Source organism: Bacillus sp. N447-1 (genome assembly GCF_022701035.1).
Lineage (GTDB): Bacteria > Bacillota > Bacilli > Bacillales > Bacillaceae_G > Bacillus_A > Bacillus_A cereus.
The window spans coordinates 2,485,670-2,509,369 of sequence record NZ_CP065509.1; the positions used below are offsets into that span (position 1 = coordinate 2,485,670).

Here is a 23,700-nt window from a genome sequence, read left to right on the forward strand (position 1 = left end):
TAAATCCTTAGTTAATACCAACAGCACTAAATGATTGCTTAACTGCTGCTACTTCCGCAGAAGTAGCACCATATAAATCAGCTGCAGCTTGTACTGCACCAGCACGAGCTTGGCTAAATGTAGTAGATTGCGTGAAATATTGTGTATTTGCACGGTAATAAATTGCACCTAACTTATCTTTACCAATGCCCGTTACAGTTACACCCGAATGCGTACCACCATTTGCTAATAAATAAGCTTGTTTGTTAATGATACCACTGTTTGTATGAACCCCACCGTTATCACTAGTACCAGTGTAACGCTTAGAATAATGGTCTGGATCACCGTATTTCGCTGGATCACTCATAGAGCGAAGCGCATCTCCTGCTTTACCAGGCGTATAAATATCTTCACCAATCTCCCAATCCGGGTTACGGTTATCATAGAATTCTACTAAAGTACCAAAAATATCAGAAATTGCTTCATTTAGCGCTCCTGATTCATTTTGATAAATTAAGTCCGAGCTATTTTCAGTAACAGCATGCGTTAATTCGTGACCAATTACATCAATTCCACCAGATAATGAAGTGAATGTTACACCATCACCATCTCCGTATACCATTTGTGAGCCATTCCAGAATGCATTATTATACTTACTTCCGTAATGAACTGTCGATTTTAACGGAGCTCCTGCATCATTAATAGAGTTTCTGTTAAATGTAGCTTTATAATAATCATATGTTCTACCTGCATAGTAATGAGCATCTACTGCTGCTGCATCATACGCTGCATTGAAAACATTATCTGCATCTACCCATAAAGTTCCTGGCAATGTAGTACGATTTTTCGCATCATATGTGAAAATTGTTGCCCCGCGCGTATTATCTTGCAAGTAGTAAGATGAACCAGATAACGTTGTATTAAGTGATTTTGTATCTCCTAATACACCTTTACCAGTTCCTACTTTATTTGTTCCTGTTACAGGTTTTACTACTGCTTTCGCATCCTGTTTAGGAGCCTCTTGCTTAACTGGTGATTTATCTTCATTTGTTACATGATCCAATTTATTATATTTATTTAATACTTTACCGCTGTCTGCTTCAATGAAATAGTAGTAGTTTCCTGGACTTGGATCTAAGAAGTTTAGATTTACAACGTATGCATATGTTGTTTCTTCACCATTTTGATATACATATAAGTCCGCTTTTGGTTCTACCTCATATTTCGGTGTTACCCCTAAATCTTGCTGCGCGATTTCAATCGCTTTTGCGCCTTCAATCTTATTTTTATTTTTCAACTTTTCCTTCTTGTCTAAATCAGGTGCAACTGTTCCAGACAATACTTTTAAAGAACCGTCTTTACTTACGTGAGCTACTTGAGTAGAACCCCATACAGGTACTCCTTCGTAAACTTGTTGCATACGTACTACTGTTGAATCAGTTACAGCATCTTTCTTCACTTGTTTCACTTTGAAAGAATCTTGCGCACTCTTTTCCCCTAGCTTGTAATCACCTTTTGCTGCATTTAAGTAATCAAACACAACAGATTCCGCTTTCTTACCAGTCGCTCCAGTTAGATCACCAGAAATAAACTCAGGTGACTGTACTGTCTCATTGTACTTCTTCGTAGAGAGTACATTTTTAGAATCCGCAAATGCAGAGCCTGTCCCTCCAAATGTTGTAACTGCCATTCCTGTCGCTAACACTAACGCTAAACTTTTCTTTTTCATGAACCTTCCCCCTAATAAAAAATTTTTTTGAAAAAGAGTAGTTTTATATTAGCATTATGTTTCCACTATTAATATACTAAAAATTCAAATAATTATTTTCTCAAGTTTTGTAGAATTTTGAGGAACAAATATTGAAAAACCCCTTTCCGGTTGGAAAGGGGTTTCAATTATGAATTAATTTGTTGAACTGTTTTAGCTTCTTGGCCAAGAGTATCTGGCTTCCACGCATACTGAATATCCAATACCACCGCCGCAATCGCCATAACTACAAATGTTCCTGCAATTAACTTTTTCATACTATTTCTCCTCCTTATTCTTCTAATAAGTTTATCGCTAACTTATAGTAGCGATTACTTTCTTTAAAATCTGAACATTCTTCTAAGTATTCAGCTAGTTCTAAGTATATTTTCTTTAAATCTTTTATATTTTCCTCTGCTTTAAAGAAAGGAACTACTTCTATTTCTAGAAATTTTTTATAAACATCTCTTTCTTCAAAATACTTATATCGTAAACTTAATAATAAATATAGCATCCCTTTATATCTATCATCTTTCCTTGCGGCAATGATGCCTTTTTCAATCCATTTAGCCGCTTCCTCGATTTCTCCTAATTGAATACACTGTAACGAAAGCTCATACATAGCATCAATATAGTTCATATCCTCTTCTTTTTTATACTTTAAACATTCTATATAATACTCTTTTGCCTTGGTATAATTTTTTTGACGATAATACAGGTAACCAATATTATTCAAAGCAATAGATAGAATATTATCTTTATCAGCAAAAGAAGTCGCTTCCTTATGATATGATTATAAATTTCCATAGCTTCGTTATATTGTTTTTCTAGTGTAACTAAAAGCAATTAAAAACTTGCAATTAATTATATTTCTAAATTTATATTCACTTTTAAAGCCTTCTAATGCCACGTTAGCAAAGTATAATGTCATGTGGTCTATTTCCATCTGACTATAAGTTAGCGCTAAATTATAATATATTCCTGTTTCATAATAACCTAACTCTTTCGCCATCGCTTCTGTCTTTAACAAGTATTCTAATGCTTGTGTATATTTGTACTGCACAGAATATAACAACGCCTTATTATACGTATATAACATCTTCTGAAAAGGTGAGTATTTCTTATATACCTTTTTCAACTTATCCAATTCTTCCTCTACAGCAGGTAAATCTCGCTTCATCATTAAATACCGCGTATAAAGTAACTTATAATAATTTATAATTTCAAAATCCAACACATGCTTCATTTCACCTTGCAACTCTTCATATATACGTTCTACTTGTTGCTTGTCTAAATGAACTAGTGCATTTAACCATTCATCTAGCTTCCCCTTCACATCTTCTTCTACATCTCTCAAATCCGTCACAGCAATTTCTAGTCTTGTGCAGAGCAATTGTAGAATTTCTTCTGATGCTTCGATCTTTCCATTTTCGATCTTACTTAAGTATGAGACAGAACAAATGCCCTGACATAATTCTTCTTGTGTCATTTTTTGCTGGAGCCGTTTATAAAAGACTTGTTTGCCTATTTTTTCTAATGTTTGTTGCATTGTCCTCCTCCATTCTCATTACCCCCATTACTCTAATAATACATAAAATTTGGAGAAATATAAATTGATAAATATAAATTTTCTAAAAAATATGCATAATTTCATTTTTTTCTCTCTTGACTTCACATCAATATCTCTTCTTTGCTACGAATGGTGAAAAATTGGTATACTATAACCAAATTATGGAGGTGTTCTTGCGATGACTCATTATAAAGACGATAGTTATGCCTTACATACAGACCTATATCAAATCAACATGGCTTATACATATTGGAAAGATGGTATTCATAATCGCCGTTCTGTTTTTGATTTATATTTTCGAAAGCTTCCATTTGAGAACGGCTACGCTGTTTTTGCTGGCCTTGAGAAAATTGTAGAGTACATAGAAAATTTCAGTTTTACTGAAAGCGATATCGCTTACTTAGCAGAATTACAATTCGAAGAAGAATTCCTTCATTATTTACAAAATATGAAATTCACTGGGACGATTCGCAGTATGCAAGAAGGTGAAGTTGTATTTAATAACGAGCCTTTATTACGTGTTGATGCACCACTTGGTGAAGCACAAATTATTGAGACTGCCCTCTTAAATATTGTGAATTACCAAACATTAATTGCCACAAAAGCAGCACGTATGAAACATGCTGCAAGTAATGATGAGCTTTTAGAGTTCGGCACAAGACGTGCCCATGAGTTCGATGCTGCCCTTTGGGGGACGCGTGCTGCCTTTATTGGTGGTTTCTCCTCTACAAGCAACGTTCGTGCTGGGAAACGCTTTGGGATTCCTGTAGCTGGCACACACGCTCACTCTTTCGTTCAAGCATATCGCGATGAATACGTCGCGTTTAAAAAATACGCTGAAACTCATAAAAAGTGCGTCTTTCTCGTTGATACATATGACACATTGAAATCTGGTGTTCCAAATGCGATTCGTGTTGCAAAAGAATTTAGGGATCGTATTGATTTCTATGGCATACGTCTTGATAGTGGTGATATGGCTTATTTATCGAAAAAGGCACGAAAACTACTAGATGAAGCAGGGTTTACAAATACAAAAATTATCGCTTCTAGCGATTTAGATGAATACACAATTATGCACCTTAAATCTCAAGGAGCAAAAATTGACGTATGGGGCGTTGGAACGAAATTAATTACGTCCTTTGAGCAACCTGCATTGGGGGCTGTTTACAAACTCGTTGCGATTGAAGATACTGACGGAAAATTAAATGATACAATTAAAATTTCATCTAACCCTGAAAAAATTACCACTCCAGGACTGAAACGAATTTATCGTATTATCAATCGGGTTAACGATCATGCAGAAGGCGATTATATTGCGTTAGATTCTGAAGAACCAGGAAAAGAAGAGCGCTTAAAAATGTTCCATCCAGTTCACACATATATAAGTAAATTCGTAACAAACTTTGAAGCCCGTGAACTGCATAAAGACATTTTCGTTAACGGTGAAAGAACATATGAACTACCAAGTATATTAGATATTCAAAAATATAATGAACAGAGCCTCTCTCTATTTTGGGAAGAATATATGCGAACTTTAAACCCTGAAGAATACCCTGTCGATTTAAGCCAAGAGTGCTGGGATCATAAAATGAATTACATTCAAACAGTTCGAGAACAAGTTGAAAAAAACATACAAAAGTAAACAGAGAAGTTTTCCCTTCTCTGTTTTTTCAATACTATATGGATATTTGTAAAAAATATATTAAAATAATAAGACGAATGTATTTTATTTGTAAATTTTAATATTATACTATTTTAAAGTAAAATAATATTTGATATTATTTTATTGAGTCAATTTCAACAAAATCACCAATAAAAAAGAGGACGCGGTTCGCGTCCTCTTCTTTATAAATCTTTCACTCGTAATACACGCATTGCATTTAACACTGCAAGTAGTGTCACACCAACATCTGAGAAAACAGCTTCCCACATTGTTGCAATACCAAAGGCACCAAGTAATAAAACGATCCCTTTTACACCTAGAGCAAAGATGATATTTTGCCACACTATACTTCTTGTGCGTTTTGCAATTGTTACAGCTGTCGCAATTTTTGAAGGCTCATCAGTCATAATAACGATGTCTGCCGCTTCAATTGCTGCATCTGACCCTAAACCACCCATCGCAATACCAACGTCTGCACGGGCTAATACTGGTGTATCGTTAATACCGTCACCAACGAAGGCAATTTTTTCTTTTCCGTGCTTCGCTGCATCAATTTTTTCAATCTCTTCTACTTTTTGTTGCGGTAGTAATTCCGCATGAACTTCATCTAAGCCTAATTCTTTACCAACAGCTTCACCAACTGGTTTTGCATCACCAGTTAACATTACTGTCTTTTTAATACCTAGTTCTTTTAACTTTTGAATCGCTTGTTTCGAATCCTCTTTTACCTCATCAGAGATAACAATATAACCTGCATATCTTCCATCTACAGCAACGTGAACTAATGTACCTACTGTTTCTGGTTGCTTAAATTCAATATTTTCTTTTCTCATTAATTTTGCATTACCTGCAAAAATTTCTTTTCCTTGTACTTTTACGACTGTACCGTGACCAGAAATTTCGTTATAATCATCGATTATTTTTTCATCAATTGATTTTCCATATGCCTTTCGAATAGATTGGGCAATTGGATGGTTAGAATATACTTCAGCAAATGCCGCATACTCTAATAACTCTTCACTTGTAGTGCCTTCGCTCGGTTCCATTTTTGTAACTTTGAAAACACCTTTTGTTAATGTTCCTGTTTTGTCAAAAACAATATATTTCACATCATTTAAAGCTTCTAAATAGTTACTACCTTTTACTAACACACCACTTTTAGATGCACCACCAATACCTCCAAAGAATCCAAGAGGAATGGATACAACTAACGCACATGGACAAGAGATTACTAAGAACACTAAAGCTCTATAAATCCACTCAGAGAATGTAGCTCCTTCTAAAATAAGTGGTGGAATAAACGCCATGATTGCCGCTGTAATAACTACAACTGGAGTGTAGTAACGTGCAAACTTCGTAATAAAGTTTTCCGTTGGTGCTTTTTTACTGCTTGCATTTTGAACTAAATCTAAAATTTTCGATACAGTTGATTCACCGAATTCTTTTGTAACTTCAATTGTCAACACACCGTTTTGGTTCACAAAGCCACTTAATACATCATTTCCAACTTCAACTTCACGTGGTACAGATTCACCTGTTAATGCTGAAGTATCTACCATTGATGTTCCTTCAATTACTTTTCCGTCTAACGGCACTTTCTCACCTGGCTTAACGATAATATAATCGCCAATTTGTACATCTTCTGGTGATACTTGTTTCGTTTCATTTCCAACCTTTACATTCGCATAATCAGGACGAATATCCATTAATGAAGTAATTGATTTTCGAGAGCGGTTTACCGCAATGCTTTGGAATAGTTCTCCTACTTGATAAAATAGCATTACTGCTACAGCTTCTGAGTATTGTTGAATTGCAAAAGCTCCTACAGTTGCAATTGCCATTAAGAAGTTTTCATCAAATACTTGGCCACGAGTTATGTTTCTTACCGCTCTCCAAACGATATCTCCACCTATTAATAAATAAGCAAGGACGAATAACGGAATTGTTACCATTTGTGGTAAGCCCGCTAATGCAGCAATTGCTGTCAAAATTCCGCCGACCACTAATCTCCCTACCATCTTTTTCACATTTGCTTCACCATGATCATGACTATGCCCGTGGTCATGACCGTTCTTCTCTTCACGAACAACTTTCACGTCTGGCTCTAACTTTTGAACGACATTTGTTATATTTGCTACAGTCGCTTCTAGTTCTCTTTTATTCGCAACTTCTACTCGTAGTTTCTTCGATACGAAATCAACAGTTGCTTCTGAGACAGCTGGCATTTCCTTAACTTTATTTTCAATTTTCATTGCACAGTTCGCGCAATCTAAACCTTCTAATATAAATACTTCTTTAGCAATTTTATTTTTTTGTTCTTCTTGCACTTTAATATGCGGTTCTAATTTTGTAACGAGTTGTTTTGCTTCCGTAACAACTTCGTTTTCTTTATTTTGTGCCGTTTCTAAAATCATTGTCTTTGTTGCAAAGTTTACAGAGCAAGAATTTACTCCTTCTATATTCCCAACACCTTTTTCAATTTTCATTGCACAATTCGCACAATCTAAACCTTCTAACATCAGTTTCTTTTTCACTAACGCTTCAGCCATCGTTCTCCCTCCTCGCGTTCTTTTTATTCTTCTTCGTTTACGTGTTCAAACGCTTGCTCGAAGATATGAATTACGTGCTGGTCAGCTAACGAATAATAAACAACCTTTCCTTCTTTACGATTCTTCACAAGTTTCGCTTGCTTTAACACACGAAGCTGATGCGAAATAGATGATTGTGTCATTCCTAATAAATAAGCTAAATCACAAACGCACATTTCAGCTTCAAATAGCGCATGTAATATTCTCGTACGTGTACGGTCACCTAATACTTTAAATAGTTCTGCTACTTTACTTAAACTTTCATCAGTTGGAATTGTTTGTTTTACTTGCTCTACAACTTCTTCATGAATTATCGTTTGAGAACATGTCTCTTGTGGTGTTTCTACTTTATTTCCAGCCATTATAGCTCACCTCTTTAATTGAACATATGAACAATCATTCATATATCTTATACTCTTATTATATGAGCGCCTACTCATATGTGTCAATGAAATCTGAATTTTTTTTATGAACATTCCGTTCACATTTTAATAAGTCGTATACATATTTTCCGCACCCTCTATATTCTCATACAAAAAAGGATGCACAATTCGCACACCCTTTTTCATATTCCGACATAAAAATTCAACAAAGTAATATACATTCCCTTTATTTCAACAAAAGAAAAAGCCTTGCGCGCTCCCTAGACGCACAAGGCTTACTATACTTATATCCCTTTTAATTAAGCTTTTAATTAGCTTGTTCTAAATTATCCTGCGAACTTCCATCGTCTTTTAAATGACTATGTTTTTTCGAATAAACAAAGTATACAACTACTCCAATTGCTAACCAAGCACCGAAGTACATCCATGTTTTTAATGGTAGATTTACCATTAAGAATAGACAACATGCAATCGAAATAATCGGCAAGATCGGTACAAGTGGTACCATAAATCCACGTTGTAATTTTGGATGTGTTTTACGAAGAATAATAACTGACACACCAACCATCGCAAATGTTAACAACGCTCCAATATTCGCTAAATTCGACAATTCTTTTAAATCGATAAATCCAGCAATTAAAGCACTACCAATTCCTGTTAACCAAACTGTAAATGTTGGCGCTTCTGTCTTTTTATTAATTTTCGCGAAAGATTCTGGCAATAAACCGTCACGGCTCATCGCAAAGAATACACGTGTCGTTGCATAAATGTAAGCAAAAATTACTGCCATAATACCAATTACAGCTCCAATTGCGATTACACCTGCTACTTTATCTTGTCCTACAACTTCTAACACATATGCCATAGCTTCTGGTACATCTAATTCTTTATAAGAAACCATACCCGTCATAACGAGACAAACTACAACATAAATGATTGTACAAATGACTAACGAAGCGATAATACCAATCGGTAGATCACGTTGCGGATTTTTTACCTCTTCAGCAGAAGTTGCTAATGCATCAAATCCTAAGAAAGCAAAGAATACTGCTGCTCCCCCCGCGAAAACTCCACTTAAACCGTACGGTGCAAATGGTATCCAGTTTTCTGGTTTCACGTAGAATACACCAACTGCAATGAATAAAACAACGATACCAATTTTAATTAATACCATTATGTTATTCACGCGTTTACTTTCTTTCGTACCTCTTGATAATAACCAAGTTATAACTAATGTAACGATAACTGCTGGTAAATTCACCATACCACCTTGAGACGGAATCGTTAGCAGTGCTTTTGGAATTTCAAGCCCTAATCCACTCACTAAGTTATGGAAGTAACCAGTCCATCCGCCAGCTACTGCGGCAGTCGTTACAACATATACGGATAGTAATGTCCATCCCATTAAATGAGCTACAAACTCACCAATTGTTGCATATGAGTATGTGTACACACTACCTGAAACAGGAAGTGTAGAAGCCACCTCTGCGTAACATAATGCTGCAAATCCACAAACGATGGCTGCAATCATGAATGAAAAAATAACTGCTGGACCAGCATCTCTTGCTGCTACTAATCCAGTTAATACTAGAACTCCTGTACCAATTATCGCACCAATCCCTAGCATTGTTAGGTCAAATGCCCCTAGCGTTTTCGTCAAAGTTTTACTTTTACTTTCCCCTAACAATTGCATAACGGATTTCTTTTTAAATAGGTTGGCCACGATGTATGCCCCCTTTTGCCAAGAAGAGCTAAGAGATCTTCACTCTTAGCTCTTATCATGTTGTTTTATATATTGTTCGATTTTGTTTTGTATAATGCTTCTATTAGCAAGATACTTTTTCTGCTTCTAATAATTCTTTAGCACCTTTGTACTCTACACCGTGAGCTTCTGCAACTGCTTCGAATGTTACATAGCCATCTAATGTGTTAATACCTTTTAGTAATGCAGAGTTGCCTAGGCAAGCTTCTTTGTAGCCTTTGTTAGCAATTTGTACTGCATATGGTACTGTTACGTTTGTTAATGCAAGAGTTGATGTACGTGGAACCGCACCTGGCATGTTTGCAACTGCATAATGAACAACGCCGTGTTTTTCGTAAGTTGGGTTATCATGAGTTGTAATACGGTCAGTTGTTTCGAAAATACCACCTTGGTCAATCGCGATATCTACAACAACAGAACCTGGTTCCATTGATTTAATCATTTCTTCTGTTACAAGTTTTGGAGCTTTTGCACCTGGGATTAATACTGCACCGATTACAAGATCAGACTCTTTAACAGCTTCTGCAATATTGTAAGGATTAGACATTAAAGTTTTTACTTGGTTTCCGAAAATGTCATCTAATTGACGAAGACGTTCTGCACTTAAGTCGATGATTGTTACATCCGCACCTAGTCCAACTGCAATTTTAGCAGCATTTGTACCAGCTTGTCCACCACCGATGATTGTTACTTTACCACGTTTAACCCCTGGAACACCTGCAAGTAAGATACCTTTACCGCCTTTGTTTTTCTCAAGGAATTGTGCACCAATTTGTGCAGCCATACGACCAGCTACTTCACTCATAGGTGCAAGTAATGGTAATGAACGGTTTTCTAATTGTACTGTTTCATATGCGATAGAAACAACTTTTTTCTCGATTAAAGCTTTTGTTAATTCTGGCTCCGGAGCTAAGTGTAAGTATGTGAACAAGATTAAGCCTTCACTGAAGTGTTTGTATTCGCTTTCAATTGGTTCCTTAACTTTCATAACCATTTCCATATTCCAAGCTTCTTCAGCTGTATCAACAATTTTTGCTCCCGCTTCAACATACTGAGCATCTGTGAAACCAGACCCTAAACCTGCACCCTTTTGAATGAATACTTCGTGATTGTTACGAATTAAATGTACAACACCTGCTGGTGTCATTGCCACACGGTTTTCGTTGTTTTTAATTTCTGCTGGTACCCCAATACGCATAATGAAATGCCCCCTTATAATTAACAGAAAAAAGAGATTCTTTTTTCTTTTTGTAATAATTAATAACTTATGTCCTTATTCTAGCATAACTTAAAAGTTATGAAAACGCTAACATATCATTTTCCTAAAGTTTTTATATTTAGAATAGTGTAAATATATAAAACATTGATTCTATTAGGGGTTTCGTGTCATTCCATTATCTTTCACTCTATTTTTATTATACTGCTTCAAAATAAACAGCAATCATTTATTATTTGACAATAATTTAACAATGTAAGAAACCTAAGCGATAACGTATACATATACAGTTATTACTTTACTCAATACTTTAGAGATATATTCTTTTCACACAAAAACAGCTACTAGCATTTAGCTAGCAGCTGGGTAACTTATAAATAACTTAGAAAATAAATCATCTGTCGTTTCAGTAATTTTATCAAACAGATCACTTTCTTCCGCTTCTTGCTCTTTTAACATCTTAATTGTTTCACGTGCATCTTCAGGGTAATCGGTTATGATACCATCTACGTTTAACTTATAATATGCCTTTAAATTTTCCATATCATTTACTGTCCATACGTAAATTGGTTTGTTTAACTTCCTTGCTTCTTTTACTAATTTCTTATTTAACATATATTCTTCTGCTACGTAAAAGTCAGCCTTCACATTCTTTAAGTTAGCTCTACTTGCATACAGTATATACCCTACTTTTATATCTGGATTTGCACGCTTAAACTCTTTAATAAGTGGATAGTGTAACGTTTGAATTACACATTGCTTCTCAAATTCATTATCTTTAATCGTTTTTAAGACTTTGTTTACAAAATCTTTTTCGCCCCCATGAAGCTTCACTTCTATATTAAGTTTGATTTTGCCATTTGCTAGCTTAATGATTTCATCAAGTGTACTTATTTGTCCTGAAAGTCCATCTTGACTAAGGGTAAGCTGCCTTAACTCAGCCATCGTTAAATCTGACACATGTACATTGGCATTTGCGAGACGTTTCAGCTTCAAATCATGTATAACCGCTAGCTCACCGTCTTTCGTTTGTAATACATCTATTTCAGCGTAGTCTGCTTTTGCATCAATAGCACCTTGCACAGCTTCTTTCGTATTTTCTACGCCTTTTGATATATACCCGCGGTGCGCCATAATAATCGGTTCTTTATACGAATTTGAAATAAACGTTACAATGAAGGCAACGACCATTCCCGCAGTAATAATTCCTACAATGTATACGCCAATGAATTTCCAACGATGTTTTTGGAAGAAACATTTATCTGCTTTCGTTTTCGAATAATCTAATCCTTCTTCTAATAAAACATCCTCAACTGGAACCTTTTGTAAGTATAATCGCGTAATCGCCATAATATAAAATGGCGTCACGATAAAGCTGAATAAATACAATGTACTCGTTAAAAATACAGAAATCGTTGATTCAGCTAATAATGCAAATGTTCCTTTCGGGTTTGTAAATTCATAAACACCCCATAGGCACAATAAATACATTCCTAAAAACACGACATATACAATTCCAATTGAGATAAAAAATCCTACTAAAAAGAATAGTACTTTAAAAAAGCTTTCCTTTACTAAAGTTGCACTTTTACGTGCTGCCACGCGAAATGGTTTTTGCTCTAAAACAACAATAGGTAGAACGAAAATCCATCGAAGATTCAAATACGCGACTACAGCAAAGAACGTGTAATAACCAACTTGTCCCATCGTTGTCTTAAACAGTTCTCCTGTAATAAAGTTAGGAATTTGAATTTGCGGGATTAATGCCGTTTCATATCCCATATTTAAAAGAGGCAACAATACGACAGCATATAAAATAAATCCTGGTAAGCAATATGTGAAAAGAGTAGGTAAATACGTTACCGTTTTATATAAAATCGGACGTAATTTCACCTTCTGTCTTTTATGAGCGAAATACGAAATAATAATAAGCACCGCAAATTCTGTAAAGATAAGAAACAGTGCTAACAATGATAAAATTACGATTGCTAAGATGCCATAAGGCGTCTTTAAAAACGCTAATAATTCATCATTTGTCGCATTTGCATAACCACCAAAATACAATAACTTATTAAAAATGATTCCAAATAGCGGAACAAACACAATCGCTGCTAATAATTTATAAGCAAGTTGAAAAGTTAATACATTCCAAAAGGCAAATTTAACTGTTTGAAAGGAATGTCTCATTACTCCTGGTATAGATAGTTTTTTACGGTGTTGCATATATTCCTCCAAATTCTAAAACGGTATTTGAGATGGATTCCATATTTCCAGTTCTAATCCATCTTTTTAATAATAATATATTCCGCTTAACATGAACACACTTATACATATAATGAAAAAAGTGATGGCTACTTCCCATCACTTTTTCATTTATTCTATTTTTTCTCTAGCCCTTGTCCAAATGCTTTCAAGAAGCTAAAACCGAATGTAATAGCTCTATTGATATCTGGATCTTTTAATACTTTAAAGAAATCCATCACTTTTGTTTTTTTACCACTATTTAATTCATCTGTTGCAAATTGCAATCCTGTAACTAAACTTGACGTAATTTGCTTCGTTATTTCTGGGTCAACTGAAGATAACGCTTCTCCTGCCCCCATCATATTATTTAACGCATTTTTAACGGGTTCACGATTTAATTGCTCCACAGCGATTTTTGAAACATCTTCCTTCGCAGCAAGTAAACTAATTGCCGCATCTAATATACCAGCCTTCTGCAACTGTGCTAAAAGCTGCATCGTTTCTTCTACTGCTTCACGATTATTAGATAGCTCATTTAGAAGTTCATCTGCTACTTGCTGTTTCTGTTCTTCCTCTGTTACAACTTTCTTTTTAATTACAGTAATTTCTTTCGCCACTATCTCCGCCCCCTAGTCCACAAGTGATACGTATTGTTTTCTTTGCCATTTTTGCTGGATTTCAACACCGTTTTGCGGATTACGCTTTTTATCTCTCGGGTTTGAAGATGGTAACGGACGATTCCCTTTTTCACGTAATACACGCATCTTTACCATCGTTTGTTTGTACGCTGGTGTACACGTATAAAGATCTGTCGCCGTTCCAGTTAAAATATTGATTGCCTCTTCATTTACCGTTGCATGCATCGGTAAATATAGCTCTTTCCCCGTTACACGATCTGTAACAAGTGCCTGTACTTTAATTTTCCCAAATGGTGATGCTAATTCTACAAGGCCACCATCTTTCACATTGCGCTCTAGGGCAAGTTCAGGTGAGATTTCAACGAACACTTCAGATACTTTAGATAAAATACCAGCCGATTTATTCGTCATATTCCCTTCGTGGAAATGTTCTAACATACGACCATTATTTAAAAGTAAATCATACTCATCTGGCGCTACAACTGGTGGTACCCATTCATCTAATGATAGACGAGCTAGTTTATCCGGGAAGTTAAATCCGTCCACATATAATAGCGGTGTATCGCTACCATCATGGCTACCCCAACATAAACTATTCCATCCTTTTAAACGATCGTATGTTGCCTGAGAATATAAAGGTGCAAGCGATGCAATTTCATCCATGATTTCACTTGGACTTTCATAATTCCAGTCCCCGCCAAGCGCACGAGCTACTTTTTGTAAAATCCACCAGTCTGGCTTTGAATCACCAAGCGGCTTCAATACTTCATATAATCTTTGAATACGGCGCTCTGTATTCGTAAATGTTCCCTCTTTTTCTAAGCTTGGTGCTGCCGGTAAAATAACATCAGCAAAACGAGCTGTTTTCGATAAGAACATATCTTGAACAACAAGGAAATCTAAATTCGCTAAAATATGTTGTACATGGTTGGCATTCGAATCTACTAAAGCCATTTCTTCACCCATAACATACATACCACGCAGTTTTCCTTCATCTGCCGCAAGTAACATTGCAATATTATTTAAGCCTGGTGCTTTCGGAATTGTAGTACCGTATGCTTTTTCAAATTTCGCACGGAGTGCATCATCTGAAACCGCTTGGTAACCTGGAAGCCAGTTTGGTAATGTTGCCATATCACAAGCGCCTTGTACGTTATTATGTCCGCGTAATGGGTATGCTCCTGCACCAGGACGACGATAGTTACCTGTAACAAGCAATAGATTTGAAATTGCTGCTGAAGTTGTACTTCCTCCAGTATTTTGAGTTACACCCATTCCCCAAAGTACACAAGTACCATCTGCTTCATATACCATACGAGCCATTTCTTTCAGATTTTCTTTCGAAATCCCCGTAATTTCTTCTGTATAATCAAGCGTATACTTTTCTACCATTTTGCTATATTCATCAAAATTCTTCACATTTTCAGCTATGAACTTTTTATCGTGCCAATCTTGATCAATAATATATTTCGTAATACCAGCGAGCCATACATAATCAGTTCCTTGGCGCGGATGAATGAATAAATCCGCACGCTCTGCCATTTCATGTTTACGAAGGTCCGCCACAATTAATTTTTGGTCATGTAATTTATGAGCACGTTTTACACGCGTTGCAAGTACAGGATGTCCTTCTGTCGGATTTGCTCCAACGATAATGACAAGGCCTGCTTCCGCAATATCTTTCACTGTTCCAGCGTCCCCGCCCATACCGACAGTTTTAAATAAACCGTCTGTTGCTGGAGATTGACAATAACGGGAACAGTTGTCTACATTATTCGTTCCATATATTTGACGGGCTAGTTTTTGCATAAGATAATTTTCTTCATTCGTTACTTTCGAAGAAGAAATAAACCCAAATGCATCACTTCCATATTCTGATTTAATATGCTGCATATTGGATGCAACAACTTCAAGAGCCTCTTCCCATGAAGCTTCAACAAACATATCCCCTTGGCGAATTAATGGCTTTGTAATACGATCTTCACTGTTTACAAAATCCCATCCAAATTTGCCTTTTACACATGTTGAAATACCGTTAACCGGCGCATCTGAAACAGGCTGCACTTTCAAAATGTGGCGGTCTTTCGTCCATACTTCAAATGAACAACCTACACCACAAAATGTACAAACTGTTTTTGTTTTATTCACTTTCGTCTTACGCATCGCAGCCTCTACTTCTGAAACTGCTAAAATACTACTATATCCCGGCTCTACATCCTTTACAAAATCAATCATCGGATCTAACACATCCGGTTTCAATCCTGTCATGAATCCAGCTTCACCTAACATTGATTTCTCCATCAACGCATTACATGGACATACTGTTACACATTGCCCGCAACTTACACAAGATGAGTCATTTATACTTACACCATTGTCCCATATAACACGTGGACGGTCTAAGCTCCAGTCTATTGATATAGTTTCATTCACTTGTAAGTTTTGACATACTTCTACACACTGTCCACAAGCAATACATTGATTTGGATCATATCGATAAAACGGATGTGACATATCCACTTCACACGCACTTACTTTTGGCTCATACGGATATTTCTGTTCCTCAATTCCCATCATATGTACTGTATTGTGGACTTTACAGTTACCATTATTGTTATCACAAACGGTACAATACAGTAGATGATTCTCTAATATTCGATCCATTGCCTCAGTCTGTGCCTCTTTTGCACGCTGGGACTGTCTTTCGATATGCATACCGTTCTCTAATTTCGTTGAACAAGCACGCAATAACTTTCCATTTACTTCTACAATACACGTATCACAAGTTTGAATTGGATCTACTTCTGGTACATGACAAATTTGAGGATGTTCCAAATTACTCTCGTTAAATAATTGTAGTATCGTCTTTTCACCTGATGCAGAAAATTCTTTACCATCGACGGTTACACGGACTGTCTGTTCTGCCATAGTTTCCCCTCTCCTTACAACCAACTGTACAACACAATCATGAATCCGTTTTCAAAATCGCATTACTATACATATTTTTGAAACGCTCTACCCAAATACTTTCTTATGAAGTCGATTCTAGATGTTATAAGGTAGAACTACGAAAGCTTGAAAATATCACTATTCTACAGTTCTATTATATCGTACATATACAATAATAACCAAAATAATCTGTGATCTTCTTGTTAATAGGTGTTTTTATTTTTCCCATTGTTTTATGATAAATGTGGGAGAGAAATACATATAAAAGGGGAATTAAATATGGGGCCTACGCAAGAGACTTATACAATTGTACGTTATCAATCTGGTACATTTTCAAAACAACTGGATGAGATTGTTACAGAATCTCCTATTACTATTAAATTGAATGGTGAAGAATATGTAACAGTCGTATGCACACCAAATTATATTGAAGATATGGTAATTGGTTTTTTAATTTCTGAGGGGATTATTTCTTCCTATAACGATGTTGAAGAAATATGGGTTCAAAAAGATAACGGAATTGTCCATGTAAAATCATCAAAAGTGAATCCGCTCTATCAAACTTTATATAATAAACGATACATCACTTCTTGCTGCGGAAAAGGTAGACAAGGTTTTATTTTCGTCAACGATGCGGCAAAAGCAAAAGACTTACATGATATACATGTAAAAATGACTCCTGAAGAATGCTTTTACTTAATGAATACGTTACAACAATCTTCCACTACCTTTCGCCAAACCGGCGGTGTTCACAATACCGCGCTCTGTGATCGAAACAAAATCCTCCTATCAAGAATGGATATTGGCAGACATAATGCATTAGATAAAATATATGGTCATTGTTTGCGCAACGATATATCTGTTAAAGGAAAAATTATCGCATTTAGCGGACGTATTTCATCTGAAATTTTACTCAAAGTTTCAAAAATCGGATGTGAAATTGTTCTATCTAAATCTGCCCCAACAAAACTAGCATTGCAACTCGCTCACGATTTAGGCATTACAGTCGTAGGATTTATCAGAAATGAATCCTGCAATATTTACACACATCCACATCGAATTGATGGTTATCAATCGAATAACTAAAATAACTCCTCAATTGAGGAGTTATTTTAGTTATGAAAATGTAATATATTAAAGACTTGAATAGTTAATAAAGTTAATATATAATTTCATTACATATTAAAAAACAAAACATTGTAGCATATATCTTTTCATTCTTTTACAAATTAAAAGAGACTGCTAACAAAACACATACACACTCTTATAAAAGTAATGGATTTATTTTATTTGAAATCGACCAAGGAGGTTACAACGATGGAAATTCGCTTATTAACGACAGAGGACGCAGAAATATATTTAAAAGTTTGTATGGAAGGTTTAACGAAGAACCCGGAAGCTTTTAGCTCTTCCTATGAAGACGTTTTGAAACATGAGGATCCTGTAGCTGCTATGGCAAAACGATTAAGCAATCCGGATAAGTATACTCTAGGGGTCTTCAAAGATGATGATTTAATCGGCATTGCTACTTTAGAAACAAAGCCTTTTATTAAACAAGAACATAAAGCAAAAATCGGTTCCGTTTTCGTTTCCCCAAAAGCGCGTGGCCTTGGAGCAGGACGAGCTCTTATTAAAGCAATTATTGAAAATGCCGATAAATTACATGTAGAACAACTTATGCTCGATGTTGTAGTTGGTAACGCTGGTGCCAAAAAATTATATGAATCATTAGGTTTCCAGACTTACGGCGTACAAGAGCGTTCATTAAAACATAACGGTCAATATTGGGACGAGGAACATATGGTTCTGTTCTTAAATGATTAATACTTCAATATAGTTTTCCAAAAGCATCTTTTTATTAAGAAAGATGCTTTTTTCATTACAACAATGTAATCTTCATGTCACCTTTATCGATCGTACCAAACCTTTCCATTCATTATACTAAAAATATAAAGTGAAACTTTACTCAGTGGGGAACTACATCCCACGCTGATCGCATGTACTTGATATGTAGAGGAGAATGTGACATGAAACAAAACAAACGAGCTATGCTTTTAATATTTACTACAGCAATTGTAACTTCTGGATTAGCAATTTTACCTTGGTTTATTATATGAACACTCCCCCTAACAATGAAAAAAGCTGATTGCTTCTTAAGAAGCAATCAGCTTTTTTTATATTATAAAATCCCCAAAATTTTATTTACGCAACTTATAATAATAACCATAGATACGGCAACACACATGACAACCGTATTACGATCTTGCTTTTCTTTTTTTGAAATTTCTTCTTTTGAATTCATGTGTATGATCTCCTTTTAAAAAAAGTGTGAGATAGGAAATTTTTCTTATCCGATGCGAGGTGAATACGAAAACCCTCTCTATCTCACATACACAATAGAATGGAATTGTCATTTTATAAATAAAATGACATGACGTTATGTCGCAACATAGGGTATTTTGTGTCGCTACGTTTTCTATTATAAAAAATAGTTGTGCAAAACTAGTGCATTTTTTATGTCAATTACTCTGAGCGAAAAAATCAGCCCTCCATTCAATCACATAAAAAGAGTTTTTTATTATTTTCATGTAAACTATACAAGTAGAATGAACAGTTTGGGGTGCACAAGATTATGGTAAAAATTTTATTAGTAGACGATGAAGAACGTATGTTACGATTATTAGATCTGTTCTTAAGCCCTCGCGGCTATTTTTGTATGAAAGCTACCTCTGGCCTTGAAGCACTAAAATTAATCGAACAAAAAGAATTCGATATTATTTTATTAGATGTTATGATGCCAAGTATGGATGGATGGGATACTTGCTATCAAATTCGTCAAATTTCCAACGTTCCTATCATTATGTTAACAGCTCGCAACCAAAACTACGATATGGTGAAAGGCCTCACGATGGGCGCAGATGATTATATTACAAAACCATTTGATGAGCATGTATTAGTCGCACGAATCGAGGCTATATTACGCCGTACAAAAAAAGATGGCTTTGTTAGTTTCAATGGTATTGAGTGGGATAAAACGAAACATACTGTCACAGTTTATGATGAAAAAATCTCATTAACTCCTATCGAATTTTCGTTACTCGGACTATTTTTACAAAATACAAACCGTGCTTATAGCCGAGATGATTTAATCGAAAAAATTTGGGGCTATGAAACAGATATCGAATATAGAACAATTGATTCACACATTCGTAATATCCGTGATAAACTACGCAAAAAAGGATTTCCGATTGAAGATTACCTAGAAACGGTCTATAAAGTCGGATATAAATGGAAAAGTGAATAATTACTTCGGTCAGTGGGAAATCGTATACCACTGACTCTTTATTATGAATAAGGTATGGTGAAAAAATGAGTAAACTTTCCCTTAAAATTGGGACATACTTTTTAATATTAGCTTTATGTATTGAAACAATTGCTTTCGTATCTTTTTATAAAAGCCTTTCAAAAATGCGTATTGTAGAGGAAACAGATGCTCTTTTAGAGAAAGGTAATCGCTATAGTAAAAAAATTAAAAGCCGCGAGAGACGGGATGAATATTATAAAGAAATGAAACACGCTGAACATAATAAAAATCCTAAACGTCCTGTGTACCCTGAGTTCGATATTACGAATGAGGCTGCACACTTAGTTGAATCGGAATCAATTTCTAACTCCGATATAGCTATCATTATTACTGACCATAACGGCAAAATTATTTCCACCTCAGAACCCGTAACAAAAGATATGCAAAAACAACTTACTTGTAAAACAGAAACTGTCCCAGACGGCGGATTGGTCGTTGAAAGGAACTGGAAAAAATCAAAGTTCATCACAACAGTAAGCCCACTTAACACAACAAAGTTTCAAGGAAAGCTATATATGTTATTAAAAACATCTTTCCTAGAAAATATGTTACTTAAACTCATGAACCAATTTCTTATCATTAGCGTTTTAACAATTATTTTAACAACAATTTCTGTCTTTGTTTTTTCACGCGTTATTACAGAACCACTTGTAAAAATGAAGAGAGCTACAGAAAAAATGTCAAAATTAAACAAGCCAATTCAATTAGGTATTAAACGAAATGATGAACTCGGAAGTTTAGCAAAAACAATTGAAGATTTATCGAGTGAACTTACGTATATGAAAAAAGAGCGCAATGAATTTCTCGCTAGTGTCGCTCATGAACTATTAACTCCATTGACCTATATGAAAGGTTATGCGAAGGTAGCAAAGAGAGACTCTTTAACAAAAGAGGAGCGAGAAGAATACTTACAAATTATTGAGGATGAAACGGATAGTGTAACCGATCTCGTCCAAGATTTATTTATGCTTGTACAATTAGAACAACACCAATTTGTTATAAAAAAACAAAAAGTGCTTCTTCAGCCATTTTTAGAACGAATGGTAGAAAAAACAAAAACAACATTAACAAATAAGCAAATGCAACTTCATGTATATTGCAAAGATGATTTAGAAGTTTGTATAGACGAAAGACGTATGGAACAAGTTATGTTAAATTTATTACACAACGCTTATCAACATTCGCCAGAAAACACAGCCATTACGATACGTGTACTTACAAAAACAGATTCTTTTACAATAAGTGTACAAGATGAAGGTGAAGGTATTCCTGAAGAAGATATCCCGCATATATTTGACCGTTTTTATCGTGTCGATAAATCTAGAACACGAGCTACAGGCGGAAAAGGTATCGGGCTAGCTGTTGCAAAGGAAATTGTAGAATTGCATAACGGTTCTATTCTAGTAACAAGCCAATTAGGAGCGGGAACAAACTTTATAATCGAGCTACCTTTTGAATAATATGCGTGTGAAAACACCAGTAGTAGTAAACACTACTGGTGTTATTTTGTTCATAAAAACAGCTCATATAAGCTAAGCTTTTGAAATTATTCTTATTTCAATATAAAATAAAGGTACATTTGCAAAGATTTGGAGGGTGATATAATTGGATATCCATGTATTAACAAAAGACGAAGCAGAAATTTACTTAGAACTTCGCGTAGAAGGATTAAAGCAAAACCCTGAAGCATTCAGCTCTTCTTATGAAGATATTATTAATAAAGAGTGTGCGATTGAATATAAAGCACAAAAATTAGCACAAGATGAAAACTATACGCTAGGTGCATTTAAAGATGGAAAATTAATCGGGGTTGCAACACTGGAAACGAAACCATATGTAAAACAAGAACATAAAGCTAAAATCGGTTCTGTATATGTATCTCCAAAAGCGCGCGGACTTGGAGCAGGAAAAGCACTTATTAAAGAATGTCTTGAGCTTGCTAAATCTTTAGAAGTAGAACAAGTTATGCTTGATGTTGTTGTTGGCAACGATGGAGCGAAAAAACTTTATGAATCATTAGGTTTTAAAACATTCGGTGTACAAGAACGTTCATTAAAATATAACGGACAATATTGGGACGAAGAGCATATGGTCTTATTCTTAGATGAAAATAAATAATAAAAAACATCCTCATGTTTGGAGGATGTTTTTTACTTTCTTGTAAACCATGCCGTGTGTAATAATTGAATCGCTTTCGCAATTTCTTCCTCTGATAATATCGCAAACCCAAGTAAAACTACATTCTCAGGCGCCGTACCGTCTTTATAGTACGTAGACACAGGATATATTTTGATACTATGTTTCGCAGCTTCTTGAATTAATTCTTCTTCCCGCATTCTATTATGCACTTTTAATAAAATGTGTAATCCCGAATCTTCTCCTATCACTTCAACACGATTAGAGAAATATTTCTCTATTTCAAAAACAAGTCGATCTCTCTTCTTTCGGTAGACGACACGCATTTTATGAATATGTTTTTCCCAATAGCCTTCATTTAAAAATCTTCTAATCACTTCTTGGTCCATTCTTGAAACACTTTGTGTATAAAATAAATATTGCTGTTGATACTTTTTAATTAATTTCTTCGGCAACACCATATAGCTCATCCGTAGCGATGGTAATAATGCTTTAGATAGCGTCCCCATATAAATAACTTTCCCCTCTGTATCTAACCCTTGCAGCGCCGGTATAGGCTTTCCAGAATAGCGAAATTCACTATCATAATCATCTTCAATAATATACCTGCTCTCTTCTTTCTTGGCCCATTGTAAAAGCTGCATCCTTCTCGTAATAGGCATAATCATTCCATACGGAAACTGATGGGAAGGTGTAACAAATACAACATTCGCATTGCTATTTTCTAAATCTGCAATACAAATTCCATCTCTATCTAAAGATAACATTTGGACTCTTGCTTCTCCCTGTTCAAAAACAACCATCTTTCTATGATATCCTGGGTTTTCAACTGCATAATTGCTTCCCTTTAACAATTGAAACAATAGTTTCACTAATATTTGTGTTCCCGCTCCTAATACAATTTGACTAGCTGAACAACGTACACCTCTAGATTCATACAAATAATTCGTAATCTCTTCTCTTAAGCTCGCTTCTCCTTGAGGGTGTCCTAGAAAGAGAAGTTCGTTATTATGCGGCTGCCATATTTCATTTACAATTTTCCGATACATATTGAATGGAAAAGCATTTGTATCAATTCCTGTTTGTGTAAAATCAAATTTATAACTCTTCTCCTGAAACGGTACTTCTTCTATTCTCTCTCCGCTATCCTCTACATGAGCCATTTGCTCAATCTTGCATACAAAATAACCTTTTCTCGATATCGACTCAATATAACCTTCTGCAAGTAATTGTTCGTACGCTGCCTCTACTGTATTTTTACTTACTTGTAAATGTATCGCTAACTTTCGCTTAGCCGGTAATTTCGTAAAAGGGACAATTGATCCATCTTTAATCTCTTTTTTTATATACTCATACAATTGCACATATAATGCCTTTTTACTATTCATATTTAAATTAGGCGTTAATTCTAACATAGTATCTGACCCCTTAATAAAACTAAAATCTGATACTTTTTACAGT

Annotated in this window: 17 protein-coding genes and 1 pseudogene; 6 read left to right on the forward strand and 12 right to left on the reverse strand. The window is 35.2% G+C overall.

Annotation, left to right across the window (positions count from 1 at the left end):
- Positions 1 to 7 precede the first annotated feature (7 nt).
- The 3 genes and pseudogenes from IQ781_RS12575 to IQ781_RS12585 form a co-directional block, all read right to left on the reverse strand.
- Positions 8 to 1,708, reverse strand: a complete 1,701-nt coding sequence (locus IQ781_RS12575; RefSeq protein WP_000730383.1) for a M4 family metallopeptidase — start codon at positions 1,706 to 1,708, stop codon at positions 8 to 10.
- 167 nt (positions 1,709 to 1,875) lie between these two features.
- Positions 1,876 to 2,004, reverse strand: coding sequence for an NprX family peptide pheromone (locus tag IQ781_RS12580; protein WP_000733137.1), 129 nt, complete (start codon positions 2,002 to 2,004; stop codon positions 1,876 to 1,878).
- A 14-nt stretch (positions 2,005 to 2,018) separates the two neighbouring features.
- Positions 2,019 to 3,275 (reverse strand): annotated as a pseudogene (locus IQ781_RS12585) (tetratricopeptide repeat protein).
- Positions 3,276 to 3,474: 199 nt separating this feature from the next.
- Here IQ781_RS12585 and IQ781_RS12590 point away from each other — a divergent pair.
- The gene (locus IQ781_RS12590) at positions 3,475 to 4,938 is read left to right on the forward strand and encodes a nicotinate phosphoribosyltransferase (RefSeq protein ID WP_050252157.1); all 1,464 of its coding nucleotides are present in this window, start codon (positions 3,475 to 3,477) and stop codon (positions 4,936 to 4,938) included.
- A 203-nt stretch (positions 4,939 to 5,141) separates the two neighbouring features.
- Here IQ781_RS12590 and IQ781_RS12595 read toward each other — a convergent pair whose 3' ends face one another.
- The 7 genes from IQ781_RS12595 to fdhF all read right to left on the reverse strand — a co-directional run bounded on the left by IQ781_RS12595 (position 5,142) and on the right by fdhF (position 16,718).
- Positions 5,142 to 7,508, reverse strand: coding sequence for a heavy metal translocating P-type ATPase (locus tag IQ781_RS12595; protein WP_139847080.1), 2,367 nt, complete (start codon positions 7,506 to 7,508; stop codon positions 5,142 to 5,144).
- 23 nt (positions 7,509 to 7,531) lie between these two features.
- On the reverse strand, positions 7,532 to 7,909 hold the full coding sequence (locus IQ781_RS12600; RefSeq protein WP_000918378.1) for an ArsR/SmtB family transcription factor: 378 nt from the start codon (positions 7,907 to 7,909) through the stop codon (positions 7,532 to 7,534).
- A 328-nt stretch (positions 7,910 to 8,237) separates the two neighbouring features.
- Entirely contained in the window at positions 8,238 to 9,653 is a 1,416-nt protein-coding gene (locus IQ781_RS12605) for an amino acid permease (protein ID WP_139847081.1), read from the reverse strand.
- Positions 9,654 to 9,756: 103 nt separating this feature from the next.
- The gene (ald, locus tag IQ781_RS12610; RefSeq protein WP_139847082.1) at positions 9,757 to 10,890 is read right to left on the reverse strand and encodes an alanine dehydrogenase; all 1,134 of its coding nucleotides are present in this window, start codon (positions 10,888 to 10,890) and stop codon (positions 9,757 to 9,759) included.
- A gap of 369 nt (positions 10,891 to 11,259) precedes the next feature.
- Positions 11,260 to 13,131 carry a glycerophosphodiester phosphodiesterase gene (locus tag IQ781_RS12615; RefSeq protein WP_001164717.1) on the reverse strand — a complete coding sequence of 624 codons (1,872 nt, stop codon included), beginning with the start codon at positions 13,129 to 13,131 and terminating at the stop codon, positions 11,260 to 11,262.
- A gap of 155 nt (positions 13,132 to 13,286) precedes the next feature.
- The gene (locus tag IQ781_RS12620) at positions 13,287 to 13,769 is read right to left on the reverse strand and encodes a helical membrane plugin domain-containing protein (protein ID WP_001040540.1); all 483 of its coding nucleotides are present in this window, start codon (positions 13,767 to 13,769) and stop codon (positions 13,287 to 13,289) included.
- Positions 13,770 to 13,781: 12 nt separating this feature from the next.
- The gene (gene fdhF, locus IQ781_RS12625; protein ID WP_139847083.1) at positions 13,782 to 16,718 is read right to left on the reverse strand and encodes a formate dehydrogenase subunit alpha; all 2,937 of its coding nucleotides are present in this window, start codon (positions 16,716 to 16,718) and stop codon (positions 13,782 to 13,784) included.
- A 300-nt stretch (positions 16,719 to 17,018) separates the two neighbouring features.
- Between fdhF and fdhD the strand changes: the two genes are divergently transcribed.
- Both fdhD and IQ781_RS12635 read left to right on the forward strand, forming a co-directional pair.
- Complete coding sequence (gene fdhD / locus IQ781_RS12630) at positions 17,019 to 17,825, forward strand: formate dehydrogenase accessory sulfurtransferase FdhD (protein WP_000529234.1); 807 nt, start codon at positions 17,019 to 17,021, stop codon at positions 17,823 to 17,825.
- A 231-nt stretch (positions 17,826 to 18,056) separates the two neighbouring features.
- Positions 18,057 to 18,563 (forward strand): GNAT family N-acetyltransferase, encoded by a 507-nt coding sequence (locus tag IQ781_RS12635; RefSeq protein WP_000405868.1) that lies wholly within the window; start codon positions 18,057 to 18,059, stop codon positions 18,561 to 18,563.
- A gap of 355 nt (positions 18,564 to 18,918) precedes the next feature.
- Here IQ781_RS12635 and IQ781_RS28170 read toward each other — a convergent pair whose 3' ends face one another.
- Positions 18,919 to 19,041, reverse strand: a complete 123-nt coding sequence (locus IQ781_RS28170) for a hypothetical protein (RefSeq protein WP_001085006.1) — start codon at positions 19,039 to 19,041, stop codon at positions 18,919 to 18,921.
- A gap of 330 nt (positions 19,042 to 19,371) precedes the next feature.
- Between IQ781_RS28170 and IQ781_RS12640 the strand changes: the two genes are divergently transcribed.
- The 3 genes from IQ781_RS12640 to IQ781_RS12650 all read left to right on the forward strand — a co-directional run bounded on the left by IQ781_RS12640 (position 19,372) and on the right by IQ781_RS12650 (position 22,221).
- Positions 19,372 to 20,043, forward strand: a complete 672-nt coding sequence (locus IQ781_RS12640) for a response regulator transcription factor (protein ID WP_000238957.1) — start codon at positions 19,372 to 19,374, stop codon at positions 20,041 to 20,043.
- Between the two features lie 65 nt (positions 20,044 to 20,108).
- Positions 20,109 to 21,563: a HAMP domain-containing sensor histidine kinase gene (locus tag IQ781_RS12645; RefSeq protein ID WP_000041023.1), complete on the forward strand. Its 1,455-nt coding sequence runs from the start codon at positions 20,109 to 20,111 to the stop codon at positions 21,561 to 21,563.
- Between the two features lie 145 nt (positions 21,564 to 21,708).
- Positions 21,709 to 22,221: a GNAT family N-acetyltransferase gene (locus IQ781_RS12650; protein ID WP_000351212.1), complete on the forward strand. Its 513-nt coding sequence runs from the start codon at positions 21,709 to 21,711 to the stop codon at positions 22,219 to 22,221.
- Between the two features lie 32 nt (positions 22,222 to 22,253).
- Here IQ781_RS12650 and pdxR read toward each other — a convergent pair whose 3' ends face one another.
- Complete coding sequence (gene pdxR, locus IQ781_RS12655) at positions 22,254 to 23,654, reverse strand: MocR-like pyridoxine biosynthesis transcription factor PdxR (RefSeq protein ID WP_065211573.1); 1,401 nt, start codon at positions 23,652 to 23,654, stop codon at positions 22,254 to 22,256.
- Positions 23,655 to 23,700: the final 46 nt, after the last annotated feature.

Coding starts and splice junctions, on each gene's coding strand:
- IQ781_RS12645 (WP_000041023.1), top strand. CDS start 20,109: ATGAGTAAACTTTCCCTTAAAATTGGGACATACTTTTTAATATTAGCT.
- IQ781_RS12640 (WP_000238957.1), top strand. CDS start 19,372: ATGGTAAAAATTTTATTAGTAGACGATGAAGAACGTATGTTACGATTA.
- pdxR (WP_065211573.1), bottom strand. CDS start 23,654: ATGTTAGAATTAACGCCTAATTTAAATATGAATAGTAAAAAGGCATTA.
- IQ781_RS12575 (WP_000730383.1), bottom strand. CDS start 1,708: ATGAAAAAGAAAAGTTTAGCGTTAGTGTTAGCGACAGGAATGGCAGTT.
- IQ781_RS12590 (WP_050252157.1), top strand. CDS start 3,475: ATGACTCATTATAAAGACGATAGTTATGCCTTACATACAGACCTATAT.
- IQ781_RS12615 (WP_001164717.1), bottom strand. CDS start 13,131: ATGCAACACCGTAAAAAACTATCTATACCAGGAGTAATGAGACATTCC.
- fdhD (WP_000529234.1), top strand. CDS start 17,019: ATGGGGCCTACGCAAGAGACTTATACAATTGTACGTTATCAATCTGGT.
- IQ781_RS12595 (WP_139847080.1), bottom strand. CDS start 7,508: ATGGCTGAAGCGTTAGTGAAAAAGAAACTGATGTTAGAAGGTTTAGAT.
- IQ781_RS12635 (WP_000405868.1), top strand. CDS start 18,057: ATGGAAATTCGCTTATTAACGACAGAGGACGCAGAAATATATTTAAAA.
- ald (WP_139847082.1), bottom strand. CDS start 10,890: ATGCGTATTGGGGTACCAGCAGAAATTAAAAACAACGAAAACCGTGTG.
- IQ781_RS12600 (WP_000918378.1), bottom strand. CDS start 7,909: ATGGCTGGAAATAAAGTAGAAACACCACAAGAGACATGTTCTCAAACG.
- IQ781_RS12580 (WP_000733137.1), bottom strand. CDS start 2,004: ATGAAAAAGTTAATTGCAGGAACATTTGTAGTTATGGCGATTGCGGCG.
- IQ781_RS28170 (WP_001085006.1), bottom strand. CDS start 19,041: ATGAATTCAAAAGAAGAAATTTCAAAAAAAGAAAAGCAAGATCGTAAT.
- fdhF (WP_139847083.1), bottom strand. CDS start 16,718: ATGGCAGAACAGACAGTCCGTGTAACCGTCGATGGTAAAGAATTTTCT.